Consider the following 21127-nt stretch of genomic DNA (forward strand, 5'->3'; position numbering starts at 1 on the left):
CTATACAAGCATTGATAATGGATTTTCTAATAATTCTTTTAAATCCTTTAAGAATTTAGCTGCTACTGTACCATCTATTATTCTGTGGTCTGATGTTAATGATAAATTCATTATAGGTTTTATTTTAGCCTCCCCATTTACTGGAACAAACTTATCTTGAGTTGCTCCCACACCAAGTATCGCACTTGAAGGCATATTTATTATAGGGGTAAATGTCGTTATGCCATACATTCCAACATTGCTTATAGTAAATGTGTTACCTTCTTGGTCTGCTGGTAAAAGCTTTCCTGTTTTTACTTTTTCAGCAAGTTCTTTGCTTTCTTTGGTTATTTCTTTTAACGATTTTTCATTTACATTTTTTACTACTGGGACATATAAACCTTCATCCAGCCCAACAGCAATAGCTATATTTATATCTTTATATCTAAATATTCCATTATCCGTCCATGCTGAATTTAATGCTTGATGCTTTGGAAGTACTCTAGATACAGCCATTACTATTAAATCTGTCATTGTTAATTTTACTCCAGTAGACTCTTTTACTGTATCTATTAATTTTGCTCTAAGTGCTTTAAGTTCTGTAGCATCTACCTCTATATTGAATGTAAATACAGGAGCACTGAAGTAGCTTTCTGACATTCGTTTTGCTACAGTTGCTCTCATTGGATTTGGCTTTTCAAACTCTCCTTCTACAGTATTAAATGTACTTAAATTTTCATGCTTTGATTTTGTTTTTTTTGTATCATTAGATTTAGATACATCAGTTGATACGAGAGTCTCTTTTGTATGTATCTTTTCTATATCTGACTTTTTTATTTTTCTATTGTATCCAGTACCTACAACATTTTCTAAATCTATATTTAAATCCTCCGCTATTCTTTTTGCTAAAGGAGTTGCTTTTACTTTATTATTTTCTATATAATTTAACACATCTACTAGATGTATTCTTCCATTTTCTCCACTTCCAATCAGCCTATCTAACTCTATGTTGTCTTTTCTTGCTTGATTTCTGGCTGCTGGTGTGGCTTTTACTTTATTTGCCACCATTTCTATCCCCCCTTATCTAACAATTAAAGATCTTATTGCATCTTCTATTTCATCAATTCTTGGGACTACTGCTTTTTCTAGTTCTGGATTATATGGTATTGGCACATCTTTTCCACATATTCTTTTTACTGGTGCATCTAAATAATCAAATGATTCACTTTCTGTTATTAATGCTGATATTTCTCCACCTAGACCACCAGTCTTAGCTGCTTCATGACAAATTAAAACTCTACCAGTTTTGCATACACTTTTTACGATTGTCTCTTTATCTAGTGGATATAAAGTTCTTAAATCTATAATTTCTACATCTATATTTTCTTTTGATAGAGTTTCTGCAGCTTCTTCAACACTTTGCAACATCCTTCCGTAAGTGATTACTGTAACATCAGAACCTTCTTTTTTAACATCTGCCTTTCCAATATCAATTACATAATCTCCCTCTGGGACAATTCCTTTTTTTCTATATAACAATTTGTTTTCAACAAATATTACTGGATTATTGTCTCTTATAGCTGCTTTTAATAATCCCTTAGCATCTGCTGGTGTTGAAGGTGCAACCACTTTTACTCCTGGTACATGACAAAACCATGCTTCCAAACTTTGTGAATGTTGTTCTGCTGAACCAGTTCCAGAACCTCCAGGACATCTAACAACCATTGGAACTTGGGCTTTCCCACCAAACATATATCTCATTTTTGCTGCTTGATTTACAATCGCATCCATAGATATTGTAACAAAATCCATAAACATTACTTCCATAATAGGTCTTAACCCAGTTGCCGCTGCACCTGCTGCTGCACCTGCTATAGCTGCCTCTGATATAGGTGTATCTCTTACTCTTTCTGGACCAAATTCATCTATCATTCCCACTGATACGCCAAATGCTCCTCCGTATATTCCTATATCTTCTCCCATAAATACTACATTTTCATCTCTTCTCATTTCTTCTGACATTGCTTCTTTTATTGCTTGTGCATATGTTAATTCTCTTGTACTCATTTTTATTTTCCTCCTTTACTATTTTTAGTCTGCATATACATCCTCTAATAAAGATTCTATTTTTGGATTTGGGCTATTTTGAGCAAATTCTACTGCATCTTCTATTGATTGTTTTGCAAAATCTTCAATTGTATCTAATTCATTTTCATTTGCCATATTATTTTCTATAAGATAATTTCTTAAAAATTTTATAGGGTCTTTTGACTTCCATGATTCTATCTCTTCTTTTGTTCTATATACATTTGCATCTGATTTCGAATGACCTAACCATCTATAAGTTCTACTTTCAATTAGTACAGGCCCTTCTCCTCTTCTACATTTTTCAGCAGCTTTTTGTACTGTTTCATATACTTCTATTGGATTATATCCATCTATAGATATACCTTCTATACCATAAGATGCTGCTCTTGTAGCAACACTATCTATATTCATATGACGTTTTATACTTGTTGACATACCATATAGGTTGTTTTCACAATAAAATATTATTGGTAATTTCCATATTGATGACAAGTTTATTCCTTCATGAAATGTACCTTCATTTGATGCACCATCACCAAAACTACATAAAACTATTTTTCCTGTCTTTTTATATTGTTGTGTAAGTGCAGCTCCAGGAGCTATAGTAAGACCTCCACCTACGACTCCATTTGCTCCTAAGTTGCCTGACTCAATATCTGCTATGTGCATTGAGCCTCCTTTTCCTTTACAAAACCCAGTCTCTTTCCCCATAAGTTCAGCCATCATTTTATTTAAATCTATTCCCATTCCTATAAATTGGCTATGACCTCTATGAGTTAATGAAACCAAATCTCCTTTTTCTAATGCCATTACTGCGGCTACACTTGAAGCTTCTTGACCTACTGATAAATGAGTTGTTCCATGTACCATACCTCTTGCAAAAAACCAACTAACTTTCTCTTCAAACTTTCTAGCTTGATTCATTCTCTTATACATTTCAAGCAATGTTTCTTTTGATACTGTCATATAAATTCCCTCCTATTAATTTTTATCTATCTTTTTATTAGTCACAATCTTCTAATAATTCAAGTGCTAAACTGTGATTAATTGCTAAGCTATTTATAAATTTGGCTTTTAATGATGCTTTTATTGCTTCTATTTTTTCATCTCCTGAAGCAACACCTATTGTTCTTTTTATCTTTTTCAAATCATTTAGTTTTACTCCTAATACTCTTTGATTAAATTCAAGTATTGAAGTTTTTCCTTCCTTATCAAAAGCTTGCAAACAAATTGCACCTATTGAGTTATACTTTTTTAAATCGTCTATATCTTCTTCATGCATATATCCTGAAGCCATTATCGTTGAGTTTAAACTCATAGGATTTCCTATACCTACAATTGCAATAGTTGTTTTATCTATTAAATCTAGTACCTCTTTAATTTTTTCATCTTTACAAAGTTTTTCTTTTGTAGATAAATCAGACATCACAGCAGGAGCATGTAATAACTTAAAATCTCCTCCAAAAGCTCTTGCTAAGCTTACAGCTATTTGATTTGCATGTATGTCTATTTCATTATCTCCGATTCCACCTAGTAAAGGTATAAATGTAACATTTTTGCAGTTATTTTTTTCTACATATCTAGGAATTTCTTTTAGAGTTGTTCCTATGGAAACCCCAATTATATCATTTTCTTTTACTACTCTAGTAAGATATTCAGACACAGCTCTTGCCAGTTCTTGTTTTTGTGTTAATGAATCTTGTTTATCATCTACTACTATTACTTCTTTCAATTTATATTTTCTTTCTAAACTTCTCTCTATTTTTTGATAGTCATTTTTTAAAACATCAACTATTTGTATTTTTACTATTCCTTGCTCAAAAGCTTCTTTTAGTATTCTTGATATTGTTGGTCTTGATATTCCCAATTGATTTGCTATTTCTTGTTGATTCAAATTATCTTCATAATAAAGTGAACAACATTTCATCATTAATCTTAAATCTCCAATTTTTTTCATTTCCCTTCCTCCAAAATCAAGATTTTTTAATTATTTTTACATTTGTTCAATGATTTTACTTAATTTCAATAACATTATAAAAGTGGTATATATAAAAAGTCAACTGTTTTTTTTGTATAACAAAAAATATACTGTTTTAAAATAAAATAGAGATTCTCCTATATAAAAAGGTAAATCCTGATATACAAGATTCACCTTTGTGTAAGAATATTTTATTAGTAGTAAGAATGTACATGGATATGTCCTATTTTGTAAGTTATAGTGACTTTATTTGAAGAATTAGTTTTTAATATAAATCTATATCATAACTCATTTTTTATAAACATTAATAAAATTATTTTTTATTTCTTGTTTATATTAAATCTTGAAGTATCAAAATTAATCTTATATACTAAATTTATGGAGGTGAAACAAATGAAAATAGGTGATTTTTCAAAATTAACAAAAGTTTCAGTACGAATGTTGAGGTATTATGATAAGAAAGGAATTTTAAAACCCGAATACATTGACTCCTCTACAGGTCACCGATTATATTCAACTAATCAAGTCCCTTTGCTTCAAAAAATTATAATGTTAAGAGACTTAAATTTTAGTATCGTAGAAATAAAAGATATAGTTGACCATTGGAATCAGCAGTATCTTTTAGATAAAATGTCAAAGAAATTAAATGCAACCTATGAATACATAGAAGAAGAAAAACTTCGTGCCAACAAACTAAAAGAAGCAATTGAGCATATTCAAAAAAATGAAATTGAAAAACATTACAATATATCTTTAAAAAGAGTAGAAGCAATTCCTATCATTTCATTAAGAAGAAAGATGAACAGCCCTTTCGAAGAAGAACTCCTTTGGAAAGAGCTAACTGAATTTGTCATACAGAATAATATTACTATTGACCAAACTAGATACAACAATATAGCTATTTATCATGATATTGAACACGCAGATGATAGAGTTGACATTGAAGTTGCTTTCATTGTAAAGAAACTTGGAACTTCTTCTGGTAGTATTTGTTTTAGAATGTTGGAATCTGTTGACGTTATGGCTTCAATGATGGTTTATGGACCTTATTCTAATCTTGAGGTTGCTTATTCATCATTTGTGCAATGGTTAATTGAACATAATGAATATTCAATCGGTGATTACTCACGCCAAATTACCATTGTTGATTATAGACATACAGATAATCCACAAGAATACTTAACCGAAATTCAAATTCCTCTAGTTTTAATCGATTCTATCTGATTTGTTGGATAGAATTGTTTCCTTTTTTATTAGTATGCTTCCACCTAAAAATGCCAGAAATAATCCAGGTATGATAAAGGCACTGCTCAAATTTATAGAACTTAATGGTCCAAATATAAACATCCCACATGGTGTAGCCAAAGTTCCCAATAAGTCTACATAGGAGAAAACACGTCCCATATATTCTAATTGTGTTTCTTTCTGGATAATTGTAATGAGTGGCGTATAATAGAGAGGGCTTCCTATACCCATAACAAACATACTCACCAGAAATAGGTGCACTTGTTTACTAATTACTACTAAAATCATCATCAAGCCAAATAGAAAGGCAGAACAACCAATTAGCTTAAAATGGGAAATTTTAATCTTTTTATAACCCATTACTAGACTTGATACCAGTGCCCCTACTGAAAAAGCAATTTCGATTACACTTAATATCCACACTTTTTCTCCCAAATTATTTGAAGCTAGAAGAGGAGTTAGTTGAGAAGCAGGAACTACTAGAAATTGAAAAACTGTGTATAGTATTAATATACTTTTCAATGTTTTTGAGCGAGACAGATATTGAAATCCTTTTTTCATTTCTCTGATACTATTTTCTGCTACCTTTTGCTCTGTTTCCTGTATTGAAATGGTTGACAATAAGCTAACACCAATAAGTGCAGTCACAACATCAATAAGAAAAACTTCTCCCAATGGCAACATGGTTAGTGCCAATCCTCCTAAACCAGGGGAGATAAGTTGTATTACACTCCAAATAGTTGTTGAATAGCTATTTGCTCGCAATAATTCATCTTCTGGAATAAATAGAGGAAGGATACTTTTTGAGGCAGGTAATTGAATTCCAGTCCCCAAAGATCTGAAAGTATTAAAAATGTAAATCCATAAAATAGACTGATAACCTAAAAAGTATAAAATTGCTAAGCAGAGTGTAGCTCCTGCAATAAAAATATCAGACAAAATGATAATCTTTTTCATGGAAAAGCGGTCTGCAATTACTCCTCCCGCTAACATAATGAGTGCTTGTGGGAGAAATGTAGTTATTGTAATTCCTGCAATACTAATTCCTGAGTTTGTTTGAAGAGTGACATGCCATATCATTGCTAAAGATACAATAGACGAGCCTAACATTGAGATTGTTTGACTAAGCATGTAAGCAGTCAATTTCATTTGCCAACTTTTTTCTTTTCTCATGTATTTCTCCTCCTATAAGAATCTTCCAGTTATGCTATCATGGTTATTTTTTATATCATTAGGTGTTCCAAAAGCAATGATTTCTCCCCCTTGAGCACCACTATTAGGACCTACATCAATTATCCAATCAGATGCATTCATAATTTCAGTATTATGTTCAATAACTAACAAAGAGTGTTGTTCTTCTACTAATTTTTTAAATGTAATTAGTAAATTTTCAATATCTTGAAAATGAAGACCTATAGTAGGTTCATCTAGGATATATAGCATTCGCTTTTTCGTTTTTGCTCCCAATTCTTTCGCTAACTTCATTCTTTGAGATTCTCCACCACTCAAACCTAAAGTACTTTGTCCTAGTTTTAAATAACCTAGCCCAACCTCTTCTAATATAGATAATTTTCTAAATAATTCAGAATTGTCATTAAAAAACTCTTTTGCTTCTCGTACTTCCATGGAAAGAATATCTACAATAGATTTTTCTTTGTATAAAATTGATAAAATTTCCTTTTTATATCGTTTCCCGCCACATTCAGAACAAGTTGCCCAACTATCAGCCATATATTGTAGAGTAATTTTTGTTTTTCCTAATCCTTGACAATTAGGACATTGACCGTTTTTGCTATTAAAGCTAAAACAACTATCATCAAATAATCTCATCTTGGCCTCTGGTGTTTGAGCAAATATATAGCGAATATCATCAAAAATATTGATATAAGTAGCTGGAGTAGATCGATTTGATTTTCCTATAGGTGTTTGGTCCATCGTTATGAAACCATCAATATGCTCTGTTCCAGTTAGTTCATCATATTTTTTGTTACGATTAATTTTCTGATTTATTTGTTCTTCTAAAGCTGGTATTAAGCTATGAAAAATAAGCGAGCTTTTTCCAGAACCACTCACACCTGTAATACAACACATACAGTTCAATGGAATTTCTACATCAATATTTTTTAAATTATGGGCATTACATCCTTTTAAGCTTAACCATTTTTTAGGTACTTGTTTAGTTAGTGTTCCTTTTTTCTCTGTTATTTGAAGATACTTCCCAGTAATAGAGTTTGGATTTTCTATAATTTGTTGAACGGTTCCTTTCGCAATTATTTTTCCCCCATTTATACCTGCACCAGGCCCTACATCAATAATATAATCTGCCTGTAGCATGGTATCCTTGTCATGTTCTACGACAATAACAGTGTTACCCTTATCTCTGAGTTCTTTCATCATCTTAATCATTAAATGGTGATCTCTAGGATGTAATCCAATAGAAGGTTCATCTAAAATATAAGTTAATCCAATTAATTCACTACCTAATTGGCTAGATAAACGGACACGTTGTAATTCTCCGCCTGATAATGTTGGTGCCGTTCTGTCAGTAGTCAAATAGTGTAGCCCAACTTTTAGTAAATAATTAACTCGAATTTCTAGTTCCATTAGTATATCTTGTACAACCTTTATTTCATTTTGTTGAAGGTAGTTTGGTAATTCAGATAACCAATCCCATAATTGTTCTATTGTCAGTTTAGTTAATTCAGGAAACCTATAACCTTGAATGGTAGTAAACCTTGCTTCTGTGCTAAGTAGTTCACCATTACACGTATGACATGGTACTTCCTCCATGTATTGTTGTGAAGCATTATTATTTGCACTAGATTCTCTAAAAAGTCGCTGAATATGATTAATTGCTCCAGAAGCAGGTCTTTTGATTTTTGCTAATCTACCTTTTGATTCATAGCTAAATTCATATATTTTATTTCCAGTACCATATAAAATAGCATCAATAAATTCCTTAGGAAGTAAGTTCCAAGGTGTAGATAAGTCAATATTTTGATGTTCTGCAATTGCAAATAATTCGCCTACCATCCAGTTTCCTGTTAGCTTTTTACCTCTTAATTTTCCCCAATAATAAGTAGCTCCATCTAATATGGAAATATTAGGATTTTTTACGATTAATTGAGGGTTAACTTCATAAATAATACCTAAACCGTTACACGTATGGCATGCTCCTGTATGGGAATTAGCATTGAATGTTGAAGTATTTATTTTCGAAAAAAGAGTTTCACAATGTGGACAATAATTTTTTGTTTTATTCTTTTTCTTTAAGGGTACTTTACAGTATGGGCAATAGCTTCTCCCAATTGAAACAAATAGCATTCGTAAATAATCCCAAATACCAGTAAGAGTTCCTACTGTAGAACGTGGATTTTTACTTCCTTTTTTCTGTTCAATAGAAATTGTAGGTGTTAACCCTTGAAGCAAATCAAACTCAGGCTTTTGAATTTGTTCTTGTAACTTTGCAGCATTGCTTAGATTCTCAAAATAACGTCTTTTTCCTTCTTCATAAATTGTATCAAAAGCTAAGGATGATTTTCCACTGCCACTTACTCCCGTAATTACTGTAAACTTATTTTTGGGAATACTCACTTCTATATCCTTTAAATTATTTTGTCTCCCTCCTTTTAAATAAATTGTATCTTTGTTAGAAGAAGGTATGTATTTACTAGGTATTTTCGAAGTCTTAATAAGTTCAAATTTTTTCTCCAATTCTTTAGGATTGCTAAATTGTTTTGATTCTAAAATACCTAATAGTTTAAGTTGAGAAAAAATAGATGTAATGTATTCTTCTGGTAATTTAGAAATCAGCTTATTTATGTTATTTATCTTCATATCTTTATCAGATATTATTTCGGCGATTTCATCTAATAAATTTTTTTCTTCTATAGTTAGTTGACTATATTTTTTTGTACTCAATTCTGTCCATAAATCCCAAGGAAGTAACTCTAATCCAATGAGATTATTAAAATCATGTAAAAGATTTCCTTTTACTGAGTGCCATCCTTTCCAGTTTTTGTTGTATCCAAAATCATACTGATGAGCAGTACCTTGTCGGCAATTTATCCAAGCTTCTGCTCCTGTTAAAAATCCATTTTCTTTACCAATATCATGAGTATCAAAATCAAGTTGAAAATGTTTCTTTTGAATCTCATCAATCTGAGCATCAATTTTTATCCATCTGTTTTGGATTTTATTATAATATTCAACAACCCAATGATCCTCGTAAGGAATCTCACTTTGAAAGTAGCTGGCAAACCCAGCTCTCATTCTGGCTTCGTAACCCTGATACCTAAGAAAAGAAACAAAGAGTAAAGAATAATCTCTACACATACCTACTAATCGTTGCTTTGGTTCTCTAGGTATAGTTATCGATTGAGAATTTATCTTCATAATCTTCCCTAGCATTTGTGAAACTGTACGTAGTAATTCTTCTTCTGATTGTTGCTTACTAAACGATACACCATATAGATTTCCATGTTCTCCATGAATAATTAAATTCTGAACAATCTCTAATAGTTCAGTAGGAGTAGTAGGAAGGTTCTTATACTCTTTTTCAAATTTTGTAGGATTAGTAATTATACTTTGATTTGTATAGTTTAATATTTTCATCATCATTCACCTCTCTAAATAGAGGTTACAACATGACACTGTGTCAATAGCAAGGGGTATTTTTTTCTTTATTTTTTATTAACAAATATATAATATATTGTATTTACATAAAAAAGAGTGTCTCATCTATAATCTTAAAAAATTATTTTGAGACACTCTCTTTAATTGTATTATATAAAAATCAATTTAAATTAATATTTTAACCTTTATATAGCGATATCTATAATTTATTCTTTTAATGCTGTCATATTTATACTTAATATAATCATAGGTACAATTACATATATAAAAGCTGTAGCTGATGAAACTATACCAGAATCATTTACTAAAAGAGTGACAAAACATCCTACTACGGATGCTATAAACCCTTTAAATACAATTGGATATTCATTAATTAATTGTTTGAAATATCTAATTTGAGTAAGCATAAGTACTAAAATTACTCCTATTCCAGCTAATAATATATTTACCCATGCACTGGTTTGAGCTAATTTTAAATTCATTTCTATCTTTCTACTAAATGTTTGTATTATTTCTCCTGGACCATTAAAGTAAATGTCTTTTACAAACATACCTAAATGTGAGTTGCTTCCTGAAACTATATCTATTGTTACAAAAACTCCTAAAACAAGTAGTACTGCTATGCCTAACAATATAACTTTTTTAAAATCTATCTTTACATCATATATCAATAATATAAATAGTAAAAATGCTACACATTCAGAAATAGCACTTCCTACATTTGCTCCCATAATTGGAGATGCACTAGTAATTAAAATGGCTAAAGAAAAGACTATTACAGACCATTTTGGTATCTTTTTATATGTCAATAAAATTGCAAATGTAAAAATTGCACTCCCTATTGCCACACCTTGATATTCATTTCCTACACCATAATATCTAGCTCCAATTATACAATCATAGCTCATTACATTACTTTTCATTAGATATGCACCAAGTGCAGAATCTATAACCATAATCAATATAGTTAATCCTGTAAAGAATAGAATATTTTTTAGGTCATTTTTTATTAAAACTTTACTTATTAAATATATAGTAAGTGTTATTATAATTATGCCTAAGGAAATTGCTACTGGTGTTTTAAAGTTCATTATTGGGGTTATCATAAATGACAGAGGCATTACTATTCCTATTTTTAAAAGTTCTTTTAGTATAAAGTATGTTGTTTCTTTGTGTTTTTTTGATATATGTTTTCTAAATAAAATTGCAATCATCGCAACTATCCACGACAAAAAAACTACATTTACAAAACCATTTAATATCACAGACCTTATACTTGAAATAGATACTATCTTTTGATATTCATCCATTAAATATTCTTTATTATCATCTCTATTGATAAGTTCATACTTTCTTCCAACCATATTTGGATTTTTTAAATCAAAACTATCTAGTATGTCTACTCCTACATCTAAATTAGTTACAATACCTTCTCTTCTAGTAGTTGAAGATGACAACAATCCTTTTCCATTCCCACTTAACTTTATTATTGGAGAAAGTCTTCTTTTATTTTTATAATCTAAATCACTTGGAAATGCACTGGCTATGTAAACAGTATCATTTTCTCCAACCATAGAAAATATATTTTTTAAATATTCATCTATATTTTTTTCTATCTTGTCTTTCATGTTTTTATATGTATTTTCATTCAAGTTTGGTTTATATAAATCTAATCTATATGTATCTCCAAGTTCTACAAAAACTACATCACTGTTTTTATAAGCTTCTTTAGTTTCAGCAACAAGCTTAGTATAATCAGTTGATATTCCATAAGGCATAGATAAATCTTTTTTATTGATATTATCTACATTTCCATAAGGAATTCTACCATACTCATCCATAGCTGTTAGGCATAAATTTCTATTTTTTACAAGTTGACCACCTTCAACTATATCTGCATTTCCTAATATGGACGTTTTCAGTTCATTTTCAGATAAACTTTGACCTAATGAACCCAATGTAGAGCCATATTCTCCAAAGTTTAGATTCTCATTTATTGACATATTTATAGTCAAATCATTTATACCTTTTGCTTTCTTACCTGTAACTGATTCAAAAACTATATTTCTATCTTTGCTTGAGCTTTCAAAATTAATATCTTCTTCATTAGCTACATTGGCTCTTCCACCAGCACCCATACTGGCATATGACCTTCTATCATCACTACCTTTATCGCCTCTTATGTTCATCAAGCCAATATACCCTCTATTTTCTAGCTCTTCTCTCAATGATTTTATTCTTAACATATTGTTCATACTAGTTCTATTCATATCTATAAATATTACTTTTCCATGCGTTGGTATATCATCTGCAAAGCTATACTGACTCATCGATATTAATATTATGATAAATGTTGCTAAGAAAGATATAATCTTTTTTCTCATAAATTCTCCCTGCTTTCTGATTTAAATCCTCACACTTAAGAATACATTAAACATTATCGTTATAAATAAATAAATTTGGACCATCTATTTACAATAAACAGCCCAAATTTTAGGTTTATTTGAATATATCAATTTTTAGGTTTTGCAAATATCATTCTACCAGCAGGAGTTTGAAGAACAGAAGTTACTAAAACTTTTATAGTCTCATTCATATGTTTTCTTCCTCCATCAACAACTATCATAGTTCCATCATCTAGATATGCAACACCCTGTTGAGCTTCTTTTCCTTCTTTAACCACTTGAACAACCATATCTTCACCTGGTATTGCAACTGGTTTTATAGCATTAGCCAACTCATTTATATTTAATACTTCAACACCTTGAAATTGAGCAACTTTATTTAAGTTATAATCATTAGTAACAACTTTTCCATTTAATACTTGGGCAAGCTTTAATAATTTACTATCAACTTCTGCTATATCATCAAAGTCCCTTTCACTTATTTCAACCTCTATATTTAATTCTTTCTGAATTATATTTAATATATCCAGACCTCTTCTACCTCTTACTCTTTTTAAATCATCTGAAGAATCTGCAATATGTCTTAGTTCTTCCAAAACAAAAGCAGGGATAATAAGTTTTCCTTCTACAAATCCTGTTTTGCAAATATCAGCTATCCTTCCATCAATTATTACACTTGTATCTAATACTTTTGGAGGTATCGCCTTTACTTCTTTTTTATTATCTTTGTCTTTATCCTTATCTTTAATAGGATTTGCTAATCTTCCTAATTTTCCAATATTAAATAAATCATTTTTACTTTTAAGCGCAACTTTCATTCCAAGATATCCTAGGAATAAATATAATAGTAAAGATAGTATTCCACCTACTATTGGTATTCTGTTTACTAATCCACTCAATAAATATGCAATTACGAATCCTACTATAAGACCCATAGACCCTAATAATATATCCGTTTGAGGATATTTTGATAACTCTTTATCCACAACTTTAGCAATTTCTTTTGTTCTATTTACAACCCACGGCTCTATAAGATATCCTAAAATAGCTATTACTATACCTGCTACTACAGCTGCTATATAACCATACGTTTCTTTTCCAAATGTTAATATTTCAAAATCTCTCATCAATGTTAAATAGGTCGTTATACCTATCGTAAATCCAAGTAAAATAAACAATATCCTTGTTACTTTCCTTATCAATGCTTCACCCCCTAGTTATACTTATCTATTATAGACCAAAGTGTATATTATATTCAAGAAAAAAGTAGTAAAATTCACTTAAAATTCATTATATGTGTCTATCTAATAATACTAATTGTTTCATTTTTATAAGTCCATTTTTTATATATGTTGCTCTTATTTCGCCTATTCCTTCAACTTCATCTAACTCTTCAATAGATGCATCTAATATTTCTTGGAAGTTTTCAAAATAATTTACTAAGTTTTCTATTATTGCTGTTGGTAGTCTATGTATTTTGCTAAGAATTCTATATCCTCTTGTTTTTATAGGCATATCCATACTTTCTGAAAATCCACTATACCCTAATAGTTTTGCCATATTAAATAATTCTATTAGTTCTTCTGAATTTAAATTTTTAACTTTTTTCATAAGTTCTTTTATTTCAGTATTTTCTTTGTTATAATCTTTGAATATTAATTTCTGATCTATTCTAGTTGTACCCATTAATTCCTCTAATTGCATGCTTACTAAAGTTCCTTCATCCCCCAATTCTATCACATATTTTTCAATTATACTTGTAACTCTCATTACCATTTCCATTTTCTGCATGACTAGCGCTACATCATAAATAGTTACCAAATCATTAAACTCTAGAGCATTTAAATTAGTTATAGCTTGGTCTAATACTGTTTTATATTTTTCTAAAGTTTGTATTGCTTGATTTGCCTTAGTAAATATCTTAGATATATCTTCGACCACATACTTCTCATTTCCTCTATAAACTGTTATAACATTTCTTCTTTGTGAAATTCCTATGACTATAGCACCAGTTTGTTTTGCTACTCTTTCTGCCGTCCTATGTCTAGTTCCAGTCTCTGACGTTTCTATAAAGTAATCTGGTATAAGTTGTGCATTAGCAAATAATATTTTCTTTACATCACCACTTAAAACTATCGCTCCATCCATTTTTGCTAATTCATATAGATATGATGGTGAATACTCTGCATTTATAGCAAATCCTCCATCTACTATTTTCATTACATCTTCATTTGTCGCAATTACAATTAAACCACCAGTCTTAGCTCTTAGTACATTGTTTAGACCTAATCTAAGAGGGGTTCCAGGAGATATCATTTTTAATGCATACAGCATATTTTTATTATCCAAAAAATTCTCCATATTTATTGATTCCTCCCAAGTACTATATTTATAGCTTGTCTTAAGTTATCTACTGGCCATATTTCTATACCCTTAGTATCTTTTACAACCTCATAATTACTTCTAGGAACTACTATCTTTTTAAATCCAAGTTTTTTGCACTCAGCAATTCTTTTTTCTATAAAACTTACTGATCTAACTTCTCCTGTAAGCCCTACCTCTCCTGTAACAGCTATATCTTCATCTATAGGTATATTTCTAAAACTAGATGCTACAGAAATAGCTATTCCTAAGTCAATCGAAGGTTCATTTATCTTTATACCTCCAACTATATTTATATATACATCTTGATTTTGTATTTGCAGACCAACACGTTTTTCTAAGACTGCTAATAACATACCAACTCTATTATAATCTACTCCTGTAGATGTTCTTCTTGCTATACCAAAACTTGTCGGCGAAACTAATGCTTGTAATTCAAGTAACATTGGTCTTGTACCTTCTACAGTAGATATTATAACTGAGCCTGCTACATCTTTTGGTTTTTCAGATATCAAAATCTTAGACGGGTTATCAAGCTCTACTAATCCCAAGTCCCTCATTTCAAATACCCCAAGTTCATTTGTTGAACCAAATCTATTTTTAACAGCCCTTACTAATCTATATGTATTATATCTTTCACCTTCAAAATATAAAACAGTATCAACCATATGCTCTAATAATTTTGGCCCTGCTAGTGAACCTTCTTTGGTTACATGACCAACTATGAATGTTGAAATTCCCATTTTTTTAGAAATCTTCATGAATTTTGAAGTACCTTCTTTAATTTGACTGACAGTTCCTGGTGCTGAAGATATTTCTGGACTAAAGACAGTTTGAATTGAGTCTAGAATTATTAATTCTGGATTTACACTTTCTAAATAAGATTCAATTATACTTAAATTATTTTCGGCAAATATATATAAATTTTCTGAATTAATACCTAATCTTTTTGCTCTCATTTTTATCTGTGATTCTGATTCTTCTCCAGTTATATATAAAACAGTCTTTCCTAACTTAGCTACATTACTAGAAACTTGAATTAAAAGTGTGGATTTACCTATACCAGGGTCTCCACCAACAAGTACTAGAGAACCTTTAACTATACCTCCCCCAAGTACTCTATCTAATTCTTTTATATCTGTTGTAAACCTTTCTTCTTCTTTGCTCTCTATTGAAGTTATACTAACTGGTTTAGATGAAGATTTATCTATTATAAAGACCTCTTTTTTTGTGCTTTTTTGATCTACTTCTTCTACAAATGTATTCCATTTTGTACACTCTGGACATTTTCCAAGCCACTTAGCTGTTTCATATCCACAGGATTGACATACATATTTAGTTTTTATTTTTGCCATATTTTAATCATCCTTAATTTATTATTCTATACTATAATTTTAGCATATGTGAAAGAGAATAGGTAAAGATTAAATAAAATAATTAAGGACAATGAATTATTATAGATTCATTGCCCTTAAAATTTTCTTTAAACTATAAAACTTATATCTATAAGATTTTAAAATGCAACTCTATTGAATTATTTAGTTTCAAAAACTATTTTTTCATCTTTAACTTTTGCTATTATATTACTTCCTTTTTTTACATCACCTTTTAAAATCGCTTCAGATAACTCATCTTCTAGTTCTTTTTGTAAGGCTCTTTTAAGAGGTCTTGCTCCATATTCCAAATCAAACCCAGATTTAGAAATTAAATTTATAGCTTCATCACTCATTTCTAGTTTTATATCCATATCTTTTAGTCTTTCTTGTAATTTGTCTACCATTAAAATTACTATTTTAGATATGTGTTCTGCATTTAATGAATGGAAAACTATTATATCATCTATTCTATTTAAAAACTCTGGTCTAAATCTTTGCTTTAATTCACCCATTATGTTTTCTTTCATTTTTTCATATTGAGACTTTTCTTCTTCGTCTCCTTTAGCTATACTAAACCCTAAAGTTTTTTGTCTACCAATTGTAGATGCACCAACATTTGATGTCATTATAACAATAGTATTCTTAAAGTCAACAGTTCTTCCTTTTGAATCTGTTAATCTACCATCATCTAGAATTTGTAATAGAATATTAAACACATCTGGATGAGCTTTTTCTATCTCATCAAATAAAATAACTGAATATGGGTTTCTTCTTACTTTTTCAGTTAATTGACCTCCTTCATCATGACCTATATAACCAGGAGGTGAACCTATCATTCTTGATACAGCATGTTTTTCCATATATTCAGACATATCAATTCTTATTATTTGATTTTCATCTCCAAATTGCACTTCTGCTAATGCCTTAGATAATTCTGTTTTTCCTACTCCTGTAGGCCCTAAAAATAAAAATGAACCAATTGGTCTATTAGGATCCTTAAGACCCGCTCTTGACCTTCTTATTGCCTTGGAAATAGATTTTACTGCTTGTTCTTGACCTATAACTCTATTGTGTAAGATTTCTTCAAGTTTTAAAAGTCTATCAGCTTCTTCCTCAAGAATTTTATTAACAGGTATTCCTGTCCATAAACCTACTACTTCAGCAATGACTTCTCCATCAACTAAATCAGAATGTTTAGATGATTTATTCCATCTTTCTCTAACATCTTCTAATTGTTTTTTAAGTATACCTTGCTCATCTCTTATTTTTGCTGCTTTCTCGAAATCTTGGCATCTTACTGCCTCTTCTTTTTCTTTATCTATATTTTCTATTTCTAATTCTAATTTTTTTATTTCGGCTGGAGGAGTATTTTCCTTTAGCCTAACTTTTGATGCTGCTTCATCAATCAAATCTATCGCTTTATCTGGTAGATATCTATCTGATATATATCTAGTTGATAATTCTACAGCTGTTTTTATAGCATCATCAGTTATTTTGACTTTGTGATGAGCTTCATATTTATCTCTCAATCCTTCTAATATTTTTATTGAATCTTCTTTACTTGGTTCATCCACCATAACTGGTTGGAATCTTCTTTCTAGTGCAGAGTCTTTTTCAACATGCTTTCTATACTCATCTATTGTTGTTGCACCTATAACTTGTATTTCGCCTCTAGCTAACGCAGGTTTTAATATATTTGACGCATCTATAGAGCCTTCTCCTGTAGACCCAGCTCCTATTATGGTATGCATCTCGTCTATAAATAAAATTATATTTCCGTTTTTAACAACTTCATCTACAACTTCTTTAATTCTTTCTTCAAATTCTCCTCTGTACTTAGCACCAGCTAATAAAGAACCCATCTCTAAAGAATACAGCGTTTTACTTTTTAGTGTTTCTGGAACATTACCTAATGCTATGTTTGTTGCTAGACCTTCAGCTATAGCTGTTTTACCTACTCCTGGGTCTCCTATTAGCACAGGATTGTTTTTAGTTCTTCTACTTAATATTTGTATAACTCTTTGTATTTCTTTTTCTCTTCCTATAACAGGGTCTATTTTATTTTGTTTTGCATATAGTGTAAGATTTCTTCCATATTTATCGAGAATCTTAGACTCTGTTTGATTTTGGTTGCCCGTGTAACTATTTTCTGATTTATATTGATTATTATCACTTATACCCATCATATCAATTGTTAATTGGGCTAGAGTTCTGTCATTTACACCTGCATAGTTCAAAACTTTATTGGCTATTCCTTCACCTTCTTGAATAATAGCTAATAATATATGCTCAGTTCCTATATAATTTGTTTTTAATTTATTTGCAAACATTCCTGATAGTTCCAATATTTGTTTACTTCTTGGGCTTAATACTATATCCTCTGGGATTCCTTCACCCTTACCTTCCATATCAATTATTTTGCCTTCTAAATAAGCCTCTGTAAATCCAACCTTACTTAGAACTTTGGCAGCTATTCCTTCTTCTTCTTTTAAAAGACCTAAAAGTATATGCTCGCTTCCAACAATATTATGTCCTAAGTTTTTAGCAGACTCAAACGCTAAATCAATTGCTTTTTTAGCTCTTTGTGTAAATCTATTGAAGTTCATAATTTATCCCTCCTCTTAATTTTTCCAAAGTTTCTCTAATGTATGTTGCTCTATTTATATCTCTATTCTCAACATCATCACTCTTATACATTATTGACTGATGTGCTGGTTGTATACCTATCATAAGTTGTTCTATAGCTTTTAAATCTAATTTTTTTATATAGTTCATTTCTATTCCCATTTTTATATTTGATAGATGGCTCATTGCCTCTGAACTACTCATTACCCTTGAATTTTCAAGTGTTCCTATTGACCTAAATATTTTATCTTCTAATTTTATACCCAATTTTTTTTGTAATATTTCTCTGGCTTTCACTTCTTTTGAAATTGCATCCTTTGTAAGGCCACTTACATTCTCTATAATATTAGACTCTGTTCTTCCAAGTGTAAGCTGATTAGATATTTGGTATATATTTCCCAATGCTTCTGTTCGCTCTCCATATATACCTCTTATTGCTATACCTATTTGTGATGAAATCTTATAAAGTTCATCCATATAACCTAATTGACTTAATGCAGGCAAGTGCATCATCACAGAAGCTCTCATTCCAGTTCCTGTGTTAGTTGGGCAAGATGTTAGATAACCCAACTTTGTACTAAATGCATATTCTAAATTTGATTCTAATAAATCATCTATCTCATTTGCTATGTTATAAGCATTTTCTAAATTTAAATCATCACATATAGTTTGTATTCTTATATGGTCTTCTTCATTTATCATTATACTTACAGTTTTATCTTTTTTTACTATAACAGCGCTTTTATCATTTTCTGCTAAGTCTGGACTTATCATATGCTCTTCAACCATAAGCATCTTTTTAGATTGGTCTAAATCTTCAATCTTATAGAAATCAAACTCTTCTTTATGTTCTAAACTAGAATTCATAAATGCATTTTTTACCTTTTCTATTATTTCCATAGCACACTCTTTATCTAATCTATTTGGAAAAGGATAATTGTTCAAGTTCCTAGCTAGCCTAACTCTTGATTTCATGACTATATTCTCTTTCATAATATCACTCCAATCTTAGTCAATAGAGCCTTTTAAATACTTAATCTTATCTCTAAATTGAGCAGCTAATTCATACTCTTCATTTTTTATAGCTCTATCTAAATCTTCTTTTAATTCTCTAATCTCATTTTCTACACTTATTTTATAAAATGATTTTTTAGGAGCCTTACCTATATGTTCTATATGGCCATGTATATTTTGAAGCATTGGATTTACTTGACTGCTAAATGCATTGTAACATTCACTGCATCCAAATCTTCCATTATTCTTAAATTCACTATATGTCATATTACATTTTTGGCAAACTAACTTTTCTTCAAGCTCTTTTTTAGGTTGAAATCCTAAGTTAGAAAATATATCCATCATTGAAAAAGGCATATCTAAATTAAAATTCATCTCTGTATTCTCTTTAGCACATTCACTACACAGATACATTTCAGTCTTTTCTCCATTGACTATTTTATTGTAATATACAGATGCTTTATTCTTATTACATTTTTGACATAGCATAAATTATCACTCCTCTATACTAAATACTCCTATTATTATATTCTTTAAAACATTAGACCTTACCTTCTCTTTTAATTCATATACTGGCATACATAATGACTTATCATCTATTGCATATAATATTAGTTTTAATTCTCTTTCGCTAATCAAGTCTGATTCTCTCAAACTTTCTACCAACTCTTTTGCCTTCTTATAGGATATTTGGCTTCCTATTCTTTCATTCAATATTTCTCTAATATGTCCATCTTTACTTCTTCGTATTTTTTCTATCTGAACATATCCTCCGCCACCTTTTTTGCTTTCTATATAATAACCTTTATCTATGGTAAACCTTGTCGTTAAAACATAATTTATTTGTGATGGTGCACAACTAAACAAGTTTGCTAGTTCATTTCTTTGAATTTGTATACTACTATCTTCTTCCATCAAATCTTTAATAAATTTTTCAATTATATCTGTCATAGTTGCCATTTATATCACCACACACCTTTTTATTTTTGACTTTCTTTGACTACTATTTTACACCTATTATTTAAATTTTTAAAGCCCTAAATTGTGTAAATTTATTTTTTTCATAATAATTTAAATGTAAGTGTCCATCTTTTTTTAAATATAAGCTTCTACTTCTTACATTTACAATAATTAAGTTTTAAAATTCTTGGTTATTAATTTATTTTTAATGTATCTATACCTTGTATTTGTAAATATACCTTCATATCATTATTATTAAACATTTCTAAAAATAATAATATAAAAAGATACTTTCTTTTATTAAAACAGTTTAAGAAAGTATCTTTTATTCTTCACATTTTTTATTACTTTAATTTGATTTTTTCTTGTTTTTTATAAAAACACATAAAAACTAGATATATACTTATTTAAAATAAGCATATACCTAGCTTTAATTACAA

At 29.9% G+C, this 21127-nt stretch carries 15 protein-coding genes; 1 reads left to right on the plus strand and 14 read right to left on the minus strand.

What is annotated here, in order from left to right:
* From KGF36_RS18050 to KGF36_RS18065, 4 genes are read right to left on the minus strand one after another with little or no spacing between them, the layout of a single operon-like run.
* The gene (locus KGF36_RS18050; protein WP_227830182.1) at positions 1–1047 is read right to left on the minus strand and encodes a 2-oxo acid dehydrogenase subunit E2; all 1047 of its coding nucleotides are present in this window, start codon (positions 1045–1047) and stop codon (positions 1–3) included.
* A 12-nt stretch (positions 1048–1059) separates the two neighbouring features.
* Complete coding sequence (locus tag KGF36_RS18055; RefSeq protein WP_227830183.1) at positions 1060–2046, minus strand: alpha-ketoacid dehydrogenase subunit beta; 987 nt, start codon at positions 2044–2046, stop codon at positions 1060–1062.
* A gap of 24 nt (positions 2047–2070) precedes the next feature.
* On the minus strand, positions 2071–3033 hold the full coding sequence (locus tag KGF36_RS18060) for a thiamine pyrophosphate-dependent dehydrogenase E1 component subunit alpha (protein ID WP_227830184.1): 963 nt from the start codon (positions 3031–3033) through the stop codon (positions 2071–2073).
* Positions 3034–3070: 37 nt separating this feature from the next.
* Complete coding sequence (locus KGF36_RS18065; protein ID WP_227830185.1) at positions 3071–4024, minus strand: sugar-binding transcriptional regulator; 954 nt, start codon at positions 4022–4024, stop codon at positions 3071–3073.
* Positions 4025–4438: 414 nt separating this feature from the next.
* Here KGF36_RS18065 and KGF36_RS18070 point away from each other — a divergent pair, with 414 nt between their 5' ends.
* Positions 4439–5269, plus strand: a complete 831-nt coding sequence (locus KGF36_RS18070; protein WP_227854919.1) for a MerR family transcriptional regulator — start codon at positions 4439–4441, stop codon at positions 5267–5269.
* Here KGF36_RS18070 and KGF36_RS18075 read toward each other — a convergent pair.
* The 10 genes from KGF36_RS18075 to KGF36_RS18120 all read right to left on the minus strand — a co-directional run bounded on the left by KGF36_RS18075 (position 5252) and on the right by KGF36_RS18120 (position 20687).
* Positions 5252–6463: an MFS transporter gene (locus KGF36_RS18075; RefSeq protein WP_227830187.1), complete on the minus strand. Its 1212-nt coding sequence runs from the start codon at positions 6461–6463 to the stop codon at positions 5252–5254. The genes KGF36_RS18070 and KGF36_RS18075 overlap by 18 nt on opposite strands.
* Positions 6464–6475: 12 nt before the next feature.
* Positions 6476–9904 (minus strand): excinuclease ABC subunit UvrA, encoded by a 3429-nt coding sequence (gene uvrA / locus KGF36_RS18080; RefSeq protein ID WP_227854920.1) that lies wholly within the window; start codon positions 9902–9904, stop codon positions 6476–6478.
* Between the two features lie 227 nt (positions 9905–10131).
* Positions 10132–12309, minus strand: a complete 2178-nt coding sequence (locus KGF36_RS18085) for a hypothetical protein (protein ID WP_227830189.1) — start codon at positions 12307–12309, stop codon at positions 10132–10134.
* Between the two features lie 128 nt (positions 12310–12437).
* The gene (locus KGF36_RS18090) at positions 12438–13532 is read right to left on the minus strand and encodes a PIN/TRAM domain-containing protein (RefSeq protein ID WP_227830190.1); all 1095 of its coding nucleotides are present in this window, start codon (positions 13530–13532) and stop codon (positions 12438–12440) included.
* Between the two features lie 88 nt (positions 13533–13620).
* Entirely contained in the window at positions 13621–14691 is a 1071-nt protein-coding gene (gene disA, locus KGF36_RS18095) for a DNA integrity scanning diadenylate cyclase DisA (RefSeq protein WP_227437106.1), read from the minus strand.
* 2 nt (positions 14692–14693) lie between these two features.
* A complete protein-coding gene (radA, locus tag KGF36_RS18100) occupies positions 14694–16067 on the minus strand; it encodes a DNA repair protein RadA (RefSeq protein ID WP_227830191.1) in 1374 nt (457 codons plus the stop codon).
* Positions 16068–16246: 179 nt separating this feature from the next.
* Positions 16247–18694: an ATP-dependent Clp protease ATP-binding subunit gene (locus tag KGF36_RS18105; RefSeq protein WP_227842881.1), complete on the minus strand. Its 2448-nt coding sequence runs from the start codon at positions 18692–18694 to the stop codon at positions 16247–16249.
* The gene (locus KGF36_RS18110; protein ID WP_227830193.1) at positions 18681–19706 is read right to left on the minus strand and encodes a protein arginine kinase; all 1026 of its coding nucleotides are present in this window, start codon (positions 19704–19706) and stop codon (positions 18681–18683) included. Before KGF36_RS18110 ends, KGF36_RS18105 begins: the two co-directional genes overlap by 14 nt.
* Positions 19707–19721: 15 nt before the next feature.
* On the minus strand, positions 19722–20216 hold the full coding sequence (locus KGF36_RS18115) for a UvrB/UvrC motif-containing protein (RefSeq protein WP_227437113.1): 495 nt from the start codon (positions 20214–20216) through the stop codon (positions 19722–19724).
* Between the two features lie 6 nt (positions 20217–20222).
* Positions 20223–20687, minus strand: a complete 465-nt coding sequence (locus KGF36_RS18120) for a CtsR family transcriptional regulator (RefSeq protein WP_227830195.1) — start codon at positions 20685–20687, stop codon at positions 20223–20225.
* Positions 20688–21127 lie beyond the last annotated feature (440 nt).

It is taken from the genome of Clostridioides sp. ZZV14-6009 (assembly GCF_020658095.1).
GTDB lineage: Bacteria > Bacillota > Clostridia > Peptostreptococcales > Peptostreptococcaceae > Clostridioides.